This window comes from Azospirillum sp. OGB3 (genome assembly GCF_014192915.1).
In the GTDB taxonomy this organism is placed as follows: Bacteria; Pseudomonadota; Alphaproteobacteria; order Azospirillales; family Azospirillaceae; genus Azospirillum.
In genome coordinates this window covers 367,690-385,694 of the sequence record NZ_JACHYN010000005.1, presented here as the reverse complement: position 1 = coordinate 385,694, position 18,005 = coordinate 367,690, and the positions used below count along the sequence as shown (strand labels likewise).

The following is an 18,005-nucleotide window of genomic DNA, read 5'->3' as shown; positions in this document are numbered from 1 at the left end:
GTTCCCAGCCGCAGCCGTCATCACCGCCACAAGGCGGTGATGACGGCGTCGATCTGCGGATAGGCCCCGGAGGAAATGCTCGTCGTGCCGGATGCCGGCGGGGCAACACCGGCCATGGCCTGAACCATCTGGTCCACCGACGACGCCTGCAACACCGGGCCGCCAACGATCTCAATGCTGTCCAAGCGATGAGTGGTGCCGGAATACCACCCGGCGACCGTCATCTTGTCGGAGGTTCCCACAAGCTGCAACTCCAGGTCGGTCCCGACTTTGCGGAACCACAGCTGGTGCGGATCGACGGCGCTGTCGAACAAGAGGCGGTCGGTGCCGGTGTCCGCGTCGTTTTCCACGATGCGGTCGCTGCCACCGCCGGGCGCGAACCGATAGATGTCGTTGCCCGGCCCACCAGCCAGCGTGTCGTTGCCGGCCCCGCCGTAGAGGTCGTCGTTGCCGTCGCCACCCGAAAGCTGATCGTTTCCACCGCCGCCGATCAGCGTGTCGTCGCCGGCCTCGCCGTACGCAACGTCGGAGGAACCCGAATCGCCACGGCAGTCCAGCAGATCGTTGCCGGCGCCGCCGTGCAGTTCGTCCCAACCGGAACCACCGATCAGCGTGTCGTTTCCACCCTCACCGAACAGCGTGTCGTTCCCCCCGCGGCCATCGATCCAATCGTCACCGGCATAGCCCCACAGCGTCTCCGTCGACTCGCTGCCGACCGTCAGCAGCGGCAGGTCCTGGGCCGACAGGTCGATCTCGGTGCCATCGGCGAAGCGGACGGTCTGAAGATAATTCACTCCGTCGCCGGTGCCGTTGAATCGGTTGGCGATCACGATCTGCTCATCCCGGTCATGGAAGCGCAGCACGAGGAAGGTTCCGAACCGCGCGAAATGGAGCTGGCCCGCCGAGAAGCCTTCACCCATCAACAGCACGTCGTTGCCGCCGCCGCCCAGGATCGTGTCCCGCCCGCCCTCATACAGGATCAGATCGTCACCCAGACCGCCGTCGATGCTGTCGTCGCCGGCACCGCCCGACAGCGTGTCGTCGCCGGCCTCGCCGAACAGGGCGTCGTTGCCGGCGCCGCCTTCGAGGACATCGTTTCCGCTGCCTCCGAAAAGCAGGTCGCTGCCGCTTCCGCCGGACAGCGTGTCGGTTCCCGCTCCACCGTCCAGGGAATCGTTCCCGCCGCCGCCATCGATGCTGTCGTCGCCGTCGCCGCCATACAGCGTGTCGTTGCCGCCACCGCCAATGATGGTGTCCTGCCCGGCATCGCCGTAGAGCGTGTCGAAGCTCGCACCGTCGTCGCTGCTGTCGATGAGGTCGTCGCCGTCGCCGCCGCGAACCAGGTCGGCGCCCGCCCCGCCATAGAGGCTGTCGTCGCCGCCATAGCCGTAGATCGCGTCGTCGCCGCCGTTGCCCCGGATCACGTCCGCAGACTTGTAGCCTTCCAAGGTATGGCGGACGTTGTCGTCCCGCGTGTCGATGACCAAGTCCTGACGGCTCAGGTCATAGGTCGAGCCATCGGCGAAGCGCATGGTCTTGAGATAGTTCACCCCGTCGCCGGCCCCGTTGAAGCGGTTCGCCACCACGATGCGGTCCGGCAGCCCGTTGAACAGAATGTGCAGGTCGACTCCGAACCGCTCGAAACGCAGGCTGGCGGCATCAAACCCTTCTCCGAAGGCCAGGGCGTCGTTCCCGCCGCCCCCGGTGATGGTGTCTCGTCCGCCCTGGTACAGGACCAGATCGTCGCCGGCTCCGGTAACGATCCAGTTGTTGCCCAGCCCGCCGGCCAGCGTGTCGTCCCCATCCTCGCCGTAGAGGGTGTCGGCATCGTCGCCGCCTTCGATCACGTCGTTTCCGGCACCGCCGTAGAGAGTGTCGTTGCCCGCATCGCCCGACAGCGTGTCCTGACCGGCATCGCCATACAAAATGTCATTGCCTGACCCGCCGTTGACGATGTCGTTGCCCGAACCGCCCTTGATGGTGTCGATGCCGGAACCGCCGTCCATACGGTCGTCACCGGCCCCGCCTTCCATGGAATCATCGCCGGCGCCGCCGTCGATCCAATCGTCGCCATCGCCGCCATAGAGAGCATCGCCGCCCGTCCCGCCGAGCAACGTGTCGTTGCCGCCGTCACCGTAGGCGGCGTCGCCGGCGGTGTCGTCACGGCCGTCGATCAGGTCGTCGCCGTCGCCACCGTACAGCCTGTCGACCCCGGCCCCGCCATACAGCGTGTCACCGCCCCCATACCCGTAAATCGAGTCCGTGCCGCCGTTGCCCCGGATCACGTCACCGGCGTTGTAGCCGTCCAGAATGTGGCCAGCGTTGTCGTCGTTCGTCGTGATGACGATGTCCGGACGGGACAGGTCGATCTCTGTGCCGTCGGCGAAGCGCAGGGTCTGCAGATAGTTGACGCCATCGCCGGCGCCTGTGCCGGTGAAGCGGTTGGCGATGACGATCCGTCGCGCCGTGGCAGCGAACACGAGATGGAGATCCTTGCCGTAACGCTCCAGACGCATGCCATCGGCGCCATAGCCTTCCCCAAAGACCAGCACGTCGTTGCCGCCGCCTCCGACGATGGTGTCGGTTCCGCCGCCATAAACCACGAGGTCGTCGCCGGCCCCGCCGTCGATGCCGTTGGCGCCCGTCCCGCCGTTCAACGTGTCGTTTCCGGCACCGCCGAACAGTGTGTCGTTCTCCGTGCCGCCGGACAGGCTGTCGTTGCCCTCGCCGCCCTCCAAGTAATCGGCGCCGGCCCCGCCGTCGAGCGCGTCGTTGCCCAGGCCGCCATACAGCGCGTCGGCACCGTCGCCGCCCTTCAGCGTGTCGTCACCGCCATAACCGAGGATCGAGTCGTTGCCCCCATTGCCCTCGATTTGGTCGCCGTTCCGGTAGCCGTACAGCGTTTCCGCCGCGGCGAGCCCATAGGTTTCCAGCGCGATGCCCGGCGCGGTGAGGTCGACCACCGTTCCATCGGCGAAGCGCAGGGTCTGGACGTAGTTGACCCCGTCCCCTTCGCCGTTGAAGCGGCCGATCACGGCGATGCGGTCGCCCGTGTCACGGAAGGCGAGGTACAGATCGTCACCAAAGCGCGCGTAATAAAGCTGATCCGCCGTCAGCCCGGCACCGAGTTCCAGCACGTCGTTGCCGCCGCCACCCCGAACCGAGTCCTGCCCCTGCCCAGGACCGGCATGACGGAACAGATCGTCCCCGGCGCCACCATCAAGAACATCGTCCCCGGCACCGCCGTCCAAAGTGTCGTTACCATCTTCGCCATAGAGCTTGTCGTTCCCGCCACCGCCAACAAGCAGGTCGTTGCCGGCGCCGCCATAGGCCAGATCAACACCGCCGCCGCCATAGATGGTGTCCGCTCCGGTGCCGCCATAGGACCGATCATTGATGCCGCCCGCATTGGGATCGTCGCGGTTGTCGATCAGATCGTCACCGGCGCCCCCGTACATCTGGTCGGAACCGATGCCACCAATGAGGGTATCGTTGCCCGCCCCGCCAAGAAGCGTGTCATGGCCGCTTCCGCCATCGAGAAAGTCGTCGCCAAGCCCACCACCAAGCGCATCGTTGCCATCATTTCCCCTGATGACGTCGTTTCCAGACGGCTCGTCCGGAGGAGGGTTCGGCAGCGCAGGTTCGAGGTTCCAGGTGTAGCTTTTGCCTTCCTCCACGAACCCAGGGGCTCCGAGGGGAACGCCGTTGACCTCCAAGCCAAGGGCTTCGACGCCACCCCAGCCGCTGAAGCCAGGCCATCTCTGATCCACGACGTGGAGGGACAAATAATTGGCGTCCGCCACCCCGACGCGGACAAATTCATAATCCGTCGTGCTTCCGTCAACTATGTAGTACGGATATTCCCAATGCGAATAAGGGACTGACACGACTTCATTCAGAAGCAAAGTGCCGTCAATCGTCAGCTGCACCCAGGGCCACCACTTGTAGTAATAGCCGCCAAGCCTGATCCGCACGATGACGACTTCGTTGCCGGTGTTCGAGATCACATCCCCCCAGAGGCGATCATCGCCAACGCCGCCGTTGACGGTGTCATCACCGCCGTCGCCGAAGGCCATATCGCTGCCGGTTCCGGCATCCAGAACGTCGTTGCCGGCGCCACCCCGCAGCCAGTCCGCATTGGCGCCGCCATAGACGGTATCGTTGCCGGCATCCCCGTACAGATTCTCGCCCTGGCCGGACCTGCCATCGATCAAGTCGTCGCCGTCGCCACCGTAGATGGTGTTGTAGCCCGCCCCACCGGTCAGCGTGTCGTCGCCGGCATAACCGAGGATGGTGTCATTGCCACCCTGGCCGTCGATGACGTCCCCGACCTTGTAGCCTTCGATCTTCTGGCCGGCGCTGGTATCGACGGTCGTCATCACCAGATCCTGCCGGGTCAGGTCCACCAGTGTCCCGTCCGCAAAGCGCAACGTCTGGACATAGCTTTCCCCGTCACCGCCCCCGTTGAAGCGGCCCGCAATGATGAGCTGGTCACTCCTTCCCTGGAACCGCACATAGAGATCGGTGCCGTATCGGACGAAATAGTGACTGCCTGACGCAAAGCCCGCACCGAGTTCGACCACATCGTCGCCACCGGTGTTGTAGAGCGTGTCCTGGCCACTGTCGAACCGGATGAGGTCGTTGCCGGCACCGCTGTGGATCACATCGTTGCCGGCCCCGCCGATCAGCGTGTCATCGCCGGCTCCACCCAGCAACGTGTCGTCGCCGTTCCCTCCTTCGAGCGTGTCGATGCCGTCGCCGCCATCCAGGCTGTCGCTGCCATCCCCACCGATCAGGCTGTCGTCACCCGCCCCGCCGTAAAGCGTATCGGCTCCGAGTCCGCCATCCAGCAGGTCGTCGCCGGCATAGCCATGGATGGTGTCGTTTCCGCCCAGCCCCCGGATCGTGTCGTTGACGTTGTAACCCTCCAGCTTCTCAGCCGAGTCGGTCGCCACCGTCTCCAGCACCAGCGCCGGATCGGTGATGTCCGCCAGCGTGCCGTCGGCGAAGCGCAGCGTCTGGACGTAGCTCGCCCCGTCCGCCGCGCCGCTGAAGCGGCTCGTCAGCACGATCTCGTCCGCCGCGTTGCGGAATCGCAGATAAAGGTCGTTGCCGAAGCGCGCGTAGTAGAGGTCCGCCTTGGACAGGCCGGCACGGATTTCCAGAATGTCCCGGCCGCCCTCGTTGGTGACGGTGTCCCGCCCGCCGCTGTGGCGGATCAGGTCGTCGCCGAGGCCGGTCGAAATCGTGTTGGTTCCGCTGCCGCCCAGCAGCGTGTCGTTGCCGTCACCGCCCTTGAGCGTATCGTTGCCGGTCGCGCCCTCGATCCAGTCGTCGCCGGCGTTGCCCTCCAGCCAATCGTTCCCGGCGTTGCCCAGCAGGCTGTCGTCGCCGTCGCCGCCGCCGAAGGTCTCGCCCCCGTCGCCGCCGATGATGGTGTCGTTGCCCGCCTCGCCATAGGCCACATTGCCCGAGGCCCCGGCTCCGACGTCGTCGCTGTTGTCGATCCAGTCGTTTCCGGCGCCGCCGTAATACTGATCGGCACCGAGTCCGCCGATCAGCGTGTCGTCGCCGTCACCGCCGTTCAGGCTGTCATTGCCGTCCCCACCCTGCAACAAGTCGCGGCCGGCATCGCCGTACAACTGGTCGGTCCCAGTGCCTCCGGTCAGCGTGTCGTCACCGGCTCCGCCATAGAGCAGGTCGTTGCCGGTCCCACCATCCAGAACATCGTCGCCGGCATAGCCGGAAATGGTGTCGTGACCGCCCAATCCCCGGATGGTGTCGTTGACGTTGTAACCCTCCAGCCTTTCCGTCGCGTCGGTCGCTACCGTCTCCAGCACCAGCGCCGGGTCGGTGATGTCCGCCAGCGCGCCGTCGGCGAAGCGCAGCGTCTGGACATAACTCGCTCCGTCCGCCGCACCGTTGAAGCGGTTCTTCAGCACGATCTCGTCCGCCGCGTTGCGGAAACGCAGATAGAGGTCGTTGCCGAAGCGCGCGTAGTAGAGGTCCGCCTTGGACAGACCGGCACGGATTTCCAGGACGTCCCGGCCACCCTCGTTGGTGATGGTGTCCTGCCCGCCACTGTGGCGGATCAGATCGTCGCCGAGGCCGGTCGAGATCGTGTTCGTGCCGGCGCCACCCTCCAGCGTGTCGTCGCCGGCTTCGCCGTACAGCCTGTCGTTGCCGTCGTCGCCGCTCAGACTGTCGTTGCCGGCGCCACCGAACACCGTATCATCGCCCGCGCCGCCGCTGACCGTGTCATCCCCGGCGCCACCCTCGACGTTATCGGTTCCGTTGCCTGCGATGATGACGTCGTCGCCGGCTTGGCCGTAGTGCAGGTCGTTGCCGTCCCCCCCTTCCAGCGTGTCGTTGCCGTCCCCGCCCTCCAGCCGATCGTCGCCAATGTTGCCCAGCAACCGGTCGTTGCCGGCGCCGCCATAAAGCAGGTCGTTCCCGGCGCCGCCGTCCAACAGGTCGTCGCCGGCATAGCCATAGATGGAATCGACCCCGCCCAGGCCCTGGATGGTGTCGTTGGCGTTGTAGCCCTCCAGCTTCTCATCCGCGTCCGTCGCCACCGTGTCGAGCACCAGCATCGGGTTGGTGATGTCCACCAGCGTGCCGTCGGCGAAGCGCAGCGTCTGGAGGTAGGACGCGCCGTCCCCCGCCCCGCTGAAGCGGTTGGCGAGGATCACCTCGTCCGACCGGCCGCGGAAGCGCAGATGGAGGTTGTCGGCGAAGCGCGCGAAATAGAGATCCGACGCCGACAGGCCGCCACCGATCTCCAGAATGTCCTGCCCCCCGCTGTTGTTGATGGTCTCGCGTCCGCCGTCGTAGCGGACGAGGTCGTCGCCGAGACCGGTGAACAGCGTGTCGGTGCCCTCCCCGCCGATCAGCGTGTCGTTGCCGTCGCCGCCTTCCAGCGTGTCGTTTCCGGCATCGCCGTTCAGAATGTCGTCATCGGCGCCGCCATACAGGTAATCGGCCCCGTCGCCGCCGGACAGCGTGTCGCGGCCCGCCCCTCCATAGAGGAAATCGTTGCCGAGACCACCGGACAGCGTGTCTTCGCCGGTCTCGCCGTCGAGGGTGTCGCCGCCGTCGCCGCCATCGAGGCTGTCGTTGCCGGTGCCGCCGAGGATGGAATCGCTGCCGGCCCCACCGTCGAGGGTGTCGTTGTCAGCGTAGCCGTAAATGGTGTCGTTGCCGGCCATGCCGCGGATGACGTCGCCGACGTTGTAGCCTTCCAACGCCTCGCTGGTGGGGTTCGCCACCGTCTCCAGCGCGATGTCCTTGCGGGTCACGTCGAAGGTTGACCCGTCGGCGAAGCGCAGGGTCTGCACAAAGCTGGTCCCGTCGCCCGCCCCGTTGAAACGCCCGGTCAGAACGATCTGCTCGCCCGAATTGCGGAAGCGGACGTAAAGATCCTTCCCGAAACGCGCGAAATACACATCCTCCGGCGCGATGCCGGGTCCCATCTCCAGAACGTCGTTGCCGCCTTCGTTGGTGATGGTGTCGCTGCCGCCGCCATAGCGGATCAGGTCGTCCCCGGCGCCGGTGTAAAGGGTGTCGTTGCCGGCCCCGGCGGCCAGCGTGTCGTTGCCGGCCCGGCCATAGACGGTGTCGTGGCCGCTCCCGGCGATCAGGAGGTCGTCGCCGTCCTCCCCGTCGATGGAGTTGTTGCCCTCCCCGCCGTCGATGCTGTCGTTCCCGGTGCCGCCGTACAGCACATCGCCGCCGCCGCCGCCCAGGATGGTGTCGTCGCCGTCGCGGCCATAGGCCACGTCGCGGGCGCCGTCGGTGCCCGGATCGTCGCGGCTGTCCAGCAGGTCGTTGCCGGCTCCGCCGTCAAGGGAATCCGATCCCCTCCCACCGACCAGCGTGTCGTCACCGGCGTAGCCGAGGATGGAGTCGTTGCCTGCCCCGCCCTCGATCCGGTCGCCGACGTTGTAGCCGAAGAGCTGCTCGTTGGCGGCGGTCGCAACCGTCTCCAGCGCGATGTCGGTCCGCGTCAGGTCGAAGCGGGTGCCGTCGGCGAAGTCGATCCGCTCCACGTAGGACGCGCCGTCGCCGGCCAGATTGAACCGCCCGGTCACGATGATCTCGTCGGCCGGCCGGCCGCGGAAGCGGATGTGCAGGTCGTTGCCGAAGCGCGCGAAGTAGATCCCGCCGCGGGTGATCCCCGGCCCCATCTCGATGGTGTCGAACCCGCTGGTGTCGAGCAGCGTGTCGCGCCCGTCGCCGGGCCGGTAGACATAGGTGTCGTTGCCCGCACCGCCGTCCAGCGTGTCGTTGCCGATCCCGCCGACCAGCGTGTCGTTGCCGCCGCTGCCGCTCAGCCGGTCGTCACCATCCTGGCCCAGCAGCACGTCATCGGTCGCCGTGCCGGTCAGCAGGTCGCCCGTCGTGCCGCCCAGCATCGCCAGCTCGCCCAGCGGCAGGGTGGTGCCGTCGGCGAACTGGAGCCCGGCCAGCCCGGTGGTGCCGTCGCTGTACGAGAAGTGGTTGACGATGCGGATCTGGCGGCCCGTCTCGCGGATCACGACGACAAGGTCGCTGCCCGAACGGGACAGCACCACATCCTTCCAGTCCAGCCCGGGCGGCAGGCCGACCGTGTCGCCGCTGCCGGGGAAGACCGTCTGGTCCGACCCCAGATCGTCGAGTTGGAAGACCGAGGGTCCGTCACCGCCGATCCACACATGCTCGACACCGAGATTCCACGACGGCCCGCCGGGGAAGGTCACCTCGTCGAGACGGTTTTCGAAATGGTTGACCACCAGGATGTTGACCGTGCCGTCCGCCGAGACGATGCGCAGGTCGTCGTGGATGCGCACCAGCCGCAGGTTGGCCGGCGGCACCCCGGCGGTGAAGCTGAGCCGGTTGAGATCGCCGCCCGGATGGATCGTGGTCGGTCCGCTGTTGGCGCCGACGTTGAAGGTGTTGTTGCCCAGGCTGCCGATCAGGATGCCGTTGCCGCCGACCGTCCACCTCTCGCCATTCCCATAGGCCAGCGTGCCCAGGCCCGAACCGGACCCCGCGACCCCGTTCGGCCCGAAATGGTTGACGGCGATCAGGTCGATGCGCCCGTCGTCGGTGAAGATGTGCAGGTCGACGCCGTCCCGCTCCATGCGGACGTCCGCCGGCGCGATGCCCGGCCCGAGGGTGAGGCGGTCGGTGCCGCCGCCGGGGAAGACGTAGAGCCGCCCCTGGCCGGGCAGGATCGTGAAGTCGTCGGTGCCGGCGTCGCCGAACACGACATTGTCGCCCCACACATTCACGACCTTGCCGCCGGAGAAGGTCACGGCCTCCAGGCCGCGCGACATGCCCTCGGTCGGCGGAGCGAACTGGTTGACGACGCGCACCGTCCGCCCGTTTCCGATGAAGACCACCAGGAGATCATTGCCATCGCGGGCGAGCGTCACGTCGCCCGGACCGACGTCGGGGCCGAAGTTGATGGTGCCGCCGCCGCCGGAATGGATGATCTGCTGGGCCGGGCCGGTCTTGCCGATCTGGAAGACGTCGCCCCGGCCTCCGCCGATCAGCGTGTCACGGGAAGAGAGGTCGAAGCTCCGCCCGTCGGGGAACGTCAGGTCCTTGATGGCGCCGTAGTAGTTCAGGACGGTGATGACTTGGTTCGTGCGGTCGATGTGGATTTCGAGGTCCGAGCCGGTGCGGAACATCACGACCTCGGTGCTGTCGATGTCGCCGAACACCAGCGAATCGCCGCCTTCGGCGTAGATCGTCCGCGAACCGGTGTCCCGCCCGACCAGGAACTGGGTCGGCCCCTTTCCGCCGAACACCACCTTGTCGCCGGTCAGCGGCATCACGCTGCCGTCCGGGCGCTGGATCGCCTCCAGCGGCGCCCCCGCGAAGTGGTTGACGATGGTCAGGGAGTCCTTCGTGCCGTCCACCGTCACGCGCAGATCGTCGCCGAAGCGGGTCACCCGGATCTTCGACCCGTCGACGCTGTCCACGATGCGCACCCGGTCGTCTCCGGACGTGTCGGGGTAGAGGATGACGTCGCCCATGCCGGCCTGGATGACGAACTCGTCATGCCCGGAACCGCCGATCAGCACTTTGCCGCCCTGAATGTTCCAGGTGGTGCCGTTGTCGAAGACGAGGTCGCCGACGCCGTCCATCGCGAAATGGTTGATGACGATGATCTCGTCCTGCCGTCCCTCGATGGTGATGTGCAGATCCGCGCCGACGCGCACCACCCGCGTCTTGCCCGGATCGGCGTCGATGCTCAGATGCTGGCCGGGACCGCCGGGATAGATGATCGGGGCGATCGGCAGGGTTTCCCGGCCGCCTCCGCTGATGTGGACGGTGGATCCGGCGATCGGCCAGACCACGCCGTTGAGGAAGATGATCTCCGGGATCATCACCACGCCGCCCGACGCGAACTGGTTGACGATGGTCATGCTGTCGGCGCCGAGCATGACGCGCAGGTCGTCGCCGACGCGGGTCAGCCGCAGGTCCTTCGGATCGACGCCGGGGGCCGCGACGATCCGGTCGCCGTTGGCCTTGCCGCCGCCATACACGATGACGTTGCCCATGCCGGGCGTCAGCGTGAACACGTCGTCGCCGTCGGTGCCGACCTGGACGCCGTTGCCGCCGACCGTCCAGACCTTGCCCTCCCCGAAGGCGACACTGCGGAGCGCGTTGCCGAGGAAATGATTCAGGATGGTGACGACATCGCTGCCGTCGCCCATGACGATCTCGAGGTCGCCGCCGGAGCGGCGCAGCACGGTGCCGAGGCTGTCGATGCGCGGATCGAAGCGCAGGACGTCGGTCCCGCCGCCGGGATAGATCGAGACGTGGCCGACACCCGGCTTGGCCTCGAAGGTTTCGGTGCTGCTGCCGCCGAGCTGGATCTGGTGGCCCCAGATGTTCCAGATGTTGCCGTCCACGAACCGGATGGAATGGACGCCGCCGCTGGCCCCGCCCGCGAAGTGGTTGAGCACGGTCAGCGAGTCGCCGAGGCCGTAGACGGTCACCACCAGATCATCCCCGACGCGCTGGAGCCGGACGTTGGCCGGGTCGATGCCCTGGCCGATGGTGATCTGGTCCATGCCGATGCCCGGCAGCACGATCCGCGAGCCGGTGCCGGGCGCCAGCGTGAAGCTGTCGTCCCCGGCGCTGCCGACCAGCACGCTGGGATCGGTCAGCCGCCATGTCCGCCCGCCGACGACCACATTCTCCAGCACCGACGCGCCCCATCCGGCTGCGAAGTGGTTCAGCACCGTGATCCGCTCGGCGCTGCCCTGCACGGCGATGACGAGGTTCTCGCCCTCCCGCACGAAGCTCAGCTTGTCGGTGGGGATGCCGGTGCCGAAGGTCAGCGTGTCGAAGCCCTTGCCGGCGAACATGGTCACCGCGCCGTCGCCGGGCTTCACCGTAAAGAGGTCTGCGGTGTCGCCGCCGATGCGGAAGCCCTCCGCGGCGCCGATGCTCCACACCGTGCCGTCGGCGAAGGTGATGGTGCGCAGCCCGCTGTTGCCGGCGGCCAGTCCGTCGAAATGGTTCAGCACGGTGACGCGGTCGCTGGTCCCGGCGATGCCGATGACCAGGGCGTTGCCGTCGCGGCCCAGCGCCACGTCGGCGGGGCGGATTCCGGCGCCGAGCACCAGCCCGTCCGTGCCGCCGCCGCCGGCCAGCACCCGCCCGCCCAGGCCCGCCGTGATGGTGAAGACCTCGTCGGTGCCGGTGCCGACGATCAGGCGGGTGTTGTCGACGGCCCAGGCCGTGCCGTCGCCGAAACGGATGGTCGAGACGCCGTCCGGGTTGCCGTCGAAGTGGTTCTTGACGATCCAGGAGTCGGAGCTTCCGGTGTAGGCGATGCGCAGGTCGTCGCCCTCGCGGGTCAGCCGCATCCGGTCGGGGTCGATGGTCAGCGCGAAACTGATGGTGTCGGCGCCCTCGCTGCCGTAGAGCGTCACCTCCCCGCCGCCGAGGCCGAACACGGTGGTGTCGTTGCCGGTGGTGCTGATGACAATGTCGGCGCCGCTCACCCGCCAAACGGTGCCGTCGGCCAGTTCGATGGCCTGAATGCCGCCATTGCCGGCTCCGGCCAGAACGTCGGCGGAGAAGTGGTTGAAGGCGATCACCGAGCGGTCGGTCCCGGCGATGCGGATTTCCAGATCGTCGCCGCGGCGCGACAGGCGCAGGTCGGCGGCGCTCACGTCGTCGCCGAAGCGGATAAGGTTCGTCCCGTCGTCGGCGTGGACCGTGCGGCTGGTGAAGCCCGGCTCGATGGCGATGGTGTCGTCGCCCGTGCCGCCCATCAGCAGGATGTCGCCCCACACCGGCCAGACCACGCCGTCCGCGAACACGAACTCCCGGATGCCGCCGATGCCCGCCCCCGCCGCGCCGTTGGCGGCGAAATGCTCCATGATGGTGACGCGGTCGCGGGCGTAGCCGTCCTCGCCCGCCGGGCCGCCGCCCGCGTCGAACAGGATGTGCAGGTCGTCGTCGATGCGCACCAGATGCGCGATCTCATGCCGGAAGCCCGCCCCCAGCCGGACAATGTCGTTCCCGCCCTCGCCGAAGACAACGACATGGCCGGCGCCGGATGGCGCGGTGATCACGTCGTCGCCCGGCGTGCCGGTCAGCACGAGGTCGCCGAACATGCGGACGCCGTCCTGGACGTTCACCACGCTGTCGCCGCGGCGGTAGCTGTTGTAGAGGACGCCCTCCTCGGTCAGCGTGCCGACCCGCCGCCAGCCCGACTCCTTGAAGGTCACGAAGTCGTCCCGGTCGCCGGTCACATAGAGCGGCGCGCCCCCCGCGTTGGCCCGCACACCCTGCTCGTTGAAGATCAGCGTCTGGTGGCCCTCGGCGGTCAGGTCGAACCGCTCGACCCCGTGAACGTTCACGGCGGTGCCCAGCAGCATCAGCCGGTTGCCCTCGAACCGCAGCGTGTCGTCGCCCGAACCGCCATCGACGGAGACGAAGCCCTCGTCCAGGACCCGCAGCGTGTCGTTGCCGGCCCCGCCCGCCAGCGCATCGGCCCCGCCCCGGCCGTCGAGGTAATTGTCCGCGCCGTCGCCGGTCAGGCTGTCGGCCTGCCCGGTGGCGATCACCCTTTCCACCCCGGACAGGCGATCCCCCTCCGCGTCGCCGCCGCTGCCGGTGCCCGCCGCGAGATCGACCGTCACCCCGGCGGCGGAGGCGGAGTAGTCCGCGGTGTCGATGCCCGTGCCGCCGACCAGCGTGTCGGCGCCCTCGCCGCCGATCAGCGTGTCGTCGCCCGCCGCACCGTCCAGCCGGTTGGCCCCGCCGTCGCCGATCAGAAGGTCGGCGTGGTCGGACCCCGACAGGTTCTCGACGCCGGTCAGGCGGTCGCCTTCGGCATCGCCGCCCAGGCCGGTCCCGGTGGTGAGATCGACCGTGACTCCCGCATCCGATCCGGAATAGTCGGCGGTGTCGGCCCCGCCGCCGCCCTCCAGCGTGTCGGCGCCCGCCCCGCCCTTCAGGACGTTGTCCAGGCCGTCGCCGGTCAACCGGTCGTCGAGCGCCGAGCCGATCAGGTTCTCGACCCCGCTCAATCGGTCGCCCTCGGCGGTGCCGCCGCTGCCGGTGCCGGCCGCAAGGTCCACGACCACCGCGGCGGCGGAGGCGGAATAATCGGCGGCGTCGATGCCCGCCCCGCCGACCAGCGTGTCGGCACCCTCGCCGCCGATCAGCGTGTCGTCGCCCGCGGCGCCGTCGAGACGGTTGGCCCCGGCATCGCCGGTCAGGCGGTCGGCGTGGTTGGAGCCGGTCAGGTTCTCGATGCCGGTCAGACGGTCGCCTTCGGCGTCGCCGCCGGCCCCCAGGCCGGTCGACAGATCGACGGTGACTCCATTGGCCGAGGCCAGATACTCCGCGGTGTCGGTGCCCTCGCCGCCGATCAGCGTATCCGCACCGCCCAGCCCAGCCAGCGTGTCGTTGCCGCCCTGCCCATCCAGCCGGTTGCGGTTGGCGTCGCCGGTCAGCCGGTCATTGCCGCCGGAGCCGAGCAGATTCTCGATCCCCGACAGCCGATCGCCCTGCGCATCGCCGCCGGTTCCCGTGCCGCTCGCCAGGCTGACCGTCACGGCGGCGCCCGACGCCGTGTAGTCCGCCGTGTCGGTGCCCGCCCCGCCGACCAGGGTGTCAGCGCCGGCGCCGCCGATCAGCGTGTCGTCGCCCGCAGCGCCGTCGAGCCGGTTGGCCCCGCCGTCGCCGACCAGGCGGTCGTTGCGGCTGGAGCCGGTGACGTTCTCGATGCCGGCCAGCACGTCCCCCTCCGCGTCGCCGCCCAGACCGGTCCCGGTGGAGAGATCGATGGTCACCGCGGCGGTCGAGGCCGAGTAATCCGCGGTGTCGGTTCCGGCCCCGCCGATCAGCGTGTCGGCCCCGCCCAGGCCGGCCAGGGTGTCGTTGCCCGCCCGCCCGTCGATCCGGTTGCCTCCGGCGTCGCCGGTCAGCCGGTCGTTGCCGTCCGAGCCGAGCAGGTCTTCGATCCCGCTCAACCGGTCTCCCTGCGCGTTGCCGCCGCTGCCGACCCCGGTCGTCAGGTTGACGGTGACCGCCACCGCCGAGGCCGAATAATCCACGGTGTCGGTGCCCTCGCCGCCGACCAGCGTATCCGCCCCGGCGCCACCGGCCAGCGTGTCGTCGCCGGCGCCGCCGTCGAGCCGGTTGCCGCCGCCGTTGCCGATCAGACGGTCGCCGAAGGCGGAGCCGATGACGTTCTCGATGCCGGTCAGGATATCCCCCTCCGCATCGCCGCCATGGCCCGTTCCGGCGTCGAGATCGACGGTCACCGCCTCCGGAGAGGCCGAATAGTCCGCGGTGTCGGTGCCCTCGCCGCCGATCAGCGTGTCGGCCCCGGCCCCACCGATCAGCGTGTCGTCACCCTCCGCGCCGTCGATGCGGTTGGCGCCGCCGTCGCCCGTCAGGCGGTCGTCGTGGCTGGAGCCGATGATGTCCTCGACCCCGCTGATCCGGTCGCCCTCGGCGTCGCCGCCGGCCCCGGTGCCCGCGGCCAGATCGACCGTGACGCCGCCGGCCGATCCACTGTAGGCGACGGTGTCGGTGCCCTCGCCACCGATCAGCGTGTCGGCCCCGGCACCGCCCTCCAGGCTGTCGTTCCCGGCGGCTCCGTCCAGGCTGTCGTCGCCGGCCCCGCCGGAGAACTGGTTGTCGCCCGCGTCGCCGATCAGGGTGTCGTTGCCGGCCCCGCCCCGGACATTCTCGATCCCGGACAGGCTGTCGCTCATCCAGCCGCCGTGCTGCACGCCCCCGTTGGAGAGGTCCACGGCGATGGGGCCGGAGCCCGCCCCGAAATCGACGGTGTCGATGCCGTCGCCACCGATCAGGACGTTGTGCCCGCCACCGCCGGACAGCACGTCGTCGCCGTCGCCCCCGATCAGCGTGTCGTCGCCCATTCCGCCGACCAGCGTGTCTGCGCCGTCACCGCCGTCCAGAAGGTCGCCGTTGTAGTCGTCGCCGACGCTGAGGCTGTCGTTGCCCGCCCCGCCGATCAGCGTGTCGCTGCCGAAGCCGCCCTCCAGCGTGTCGTCGCCGTCCCCACCGTCGTACAGGTCGTTGCTCCAGTAGGAGCCGCCCTCGCCCAGCCGGTCGTTCCCGGCGCCGCCCAGCAGCGTGTCGTCGCCCTCGCCGCCATACAGAACGTCGTTGCCGTCGCCGCCGTCCACATGGTCGGCGCCGCCGTCGCCATACACGGTGTCGTCGCCATCACCCGCGGTGATGCGGTCCGCGCCGCCGCCCGCAAGGACGACGTCGTTTCCGCTGCCCGCGTCGATGGTGTCGTCGTTCTCTCCGGCGTCGATCCAGTCGTTCCCGGCGCCGCCGCGGATGCTGTCGTTGCCGGTTCCCGCGATGATGCTGTCATCGCCGCTGCCGCCGTCCAGAAGATCCTCGTTGCCGCCCCCCAGCAGCGTGTCGTCGCCCGCCCCACCGTAGAGCGTGTTGGCGTTGGTGCCGCCGTCCAGGAGGTCGTCGCCCAGCCCGCCATACAGAACGTCTTCGTTGCTGCCGCCGATCAGCGTGTCGTTACCGGACCCGCCGTAGAGCGTGTCGTTCTCGCTGCCGCCGTCCAGGACATCGTCTCCGGACCCGCCGGACAGCACGTCGGACTGGCTGCCGCCGGTCAGCGTGTCGTTGCCGGACCCGCCGTCCAGGCTGTCGTCGCCCCAGTCGCCGGTCACCACATCGTTGCCGGCGCCGCCACGCAGGGTGCCGCCCCCGCCGCCGCTGGACAGGGTGTCGTCCCCACCGCCGCCGGACACGGTCTCGGCCTGCCAGCTGCCGGCGATGGCGACGGCGCTGCCATCCCGGGCCTCCCCCGCCTCCGCGGCCAGCTCCACCGAGGCCGGGAGGCCGTTCTCGTCGGCCGCGCCGTCGTTCCGGCCGTCCGTCACGTCGATGTAGAGCACCGTGTCCGTGCTGAGGCCGCCGTCATCGGTGACCCGCACCGTGACGGCGTGGGCGGGGGCCGCGCCGGCATCGAGGCTGGCGCCCTCCGCCACGGCGATCCACCCCGTGGCCGCATCGATGGTGAAGCGGCCACCGGCATCGTCGGTCAGGCTGTAGGCGAGCGCCCCGCCCTCCGGATCGGCGGCCTGCACGGAGCCGACGACCGTGCCCGCCGGCGCGGCCTCGTCCACGCGCCCGCCGGCCAGCGTCACACCCGTAGGGGCATCGTTGACCTCGGCCAGGGTGACGGTGACGGTCTGGGTCGCCACGCCGCCACGTCCGTCCGACACGGTGACGCGGAACCGGTCGGTGCCCGCGTAATTGGCGCCGGGCGTGTAGGTGAAGAGGCCCCCGGCGGTCAGGCTGAGGGTGCCGTGGGCCGGTCCCTCGGCGAGGGCGTAGGTCAGCGCGTCGTTGTCGGCGTCCACCGCGCCGACGCTGCCGGTCAGGACGGTGTCCTCCGTGCCGGCCAGGGTCTGGTCGCTCACCACCGGGGCGCTGTTGGCCCGGCTGGCGAGGCTGCCCACGTCGGCGGCCACGCCGTCCACCAGCACCTCCAGCGCGTTCCAGTTGCGGGCGGCGAGCTTGAGCGCGTCGCTGGTGAAGGTCTGGCCGTCGTCGCCGTGCTGCCGGATGAAATCGCGCAGGCGGACGAGTTCGCCCGCAACCGCCCCGGTGATCTGGGCCGAGGTCAGTTCGATCCGCAGCCGGTCGCTCCCCGCGCCGCCGTCCAGCGTGTCGGCGCGCGTTTGGGTGGACAGGCTCTGGACCGCCAGATCGTCGCCCCCGCCGCCCTGGACGAAATCGCCGCCGTCGCCGCCGATCAGCGTGTCGGCCCCCATTCCACCGGTCAGCGTGTCGTCGCCCGAGCCGCCGTCGAGCCGGTCGCCGTTGTAATCGTTGCCGACGGTCAGGCTGTCGTTGCCGGCACCGCCCAGCAGCGTGTCGCTGCCATAGCCGCCGTCCAGCGTGTCGTCGCCGTCACCGCCGTCGTAGAGATCGTTGTTCCAATAGCCGCCGCCCTCGCCCATCCGGTCGTTGCCGGCACCGCCCAGCACCGTGTCGTCGCCGTCGCCACCGTACAGAACGTCGTTGCCGTCGCCTCCGTCCACCCGGTCGGCGCCGCCGTCACCGTACACCGTGTCGTCGCCCTCGCCCGCGGTGATGCGGTCCATGCCGCCACCGCCATAGATGGTGTCGTCGCCGCTGCCCCCGTCGAGGGTGTCGTTGTTCTCTCCGCCGTCGATGCGGTCGTTCCCGGTTCCGCCCAGGATGCTGTCGTCCCCCCAATTGCCGGTCAGCACGTCGTTCCCGGCCCCACCGTCAATAACGCCGCCGCCGCCGCCACTCGCTATGGTGTCGTGGCCGGCCCCGCCCAAAAGGGTTTCGGTCCGCCAGTCGCCGGAAATGACTGCGTTGGTGGCTGAGGTGGTCGTGTCGGTCATCAGCGTCCCCTTTCCGGGTGTTCGGCCCGGTTTGGTCGGTTGGTTGGCAATGGGATCAGGCGGAGGGGTAAGACGTCGTCGGTGGGCGCGAGCGGGGTTCGA

Annotated in this window: 1 protein-coding gene; it reads right to left on the bottom strand. The window is 69.0% G+C overall.

Going from position 1 to position 18,005, the window contains the following annotated elements:
• Positions 1-20 precede the first annotated feature (20 nt).
• Complete coding sequence (locus FHW79_RS33255) at positions 21-17,903, bottom strand: calcium-binding protein (protein ID WP_183179468.1); 17,883 nt, start codon at positions 17,901-17,903, stop codon at positions 21-23.
• Between the last annotated feature and the right edge of the window lie 102 nt (positions 17,904-18,005).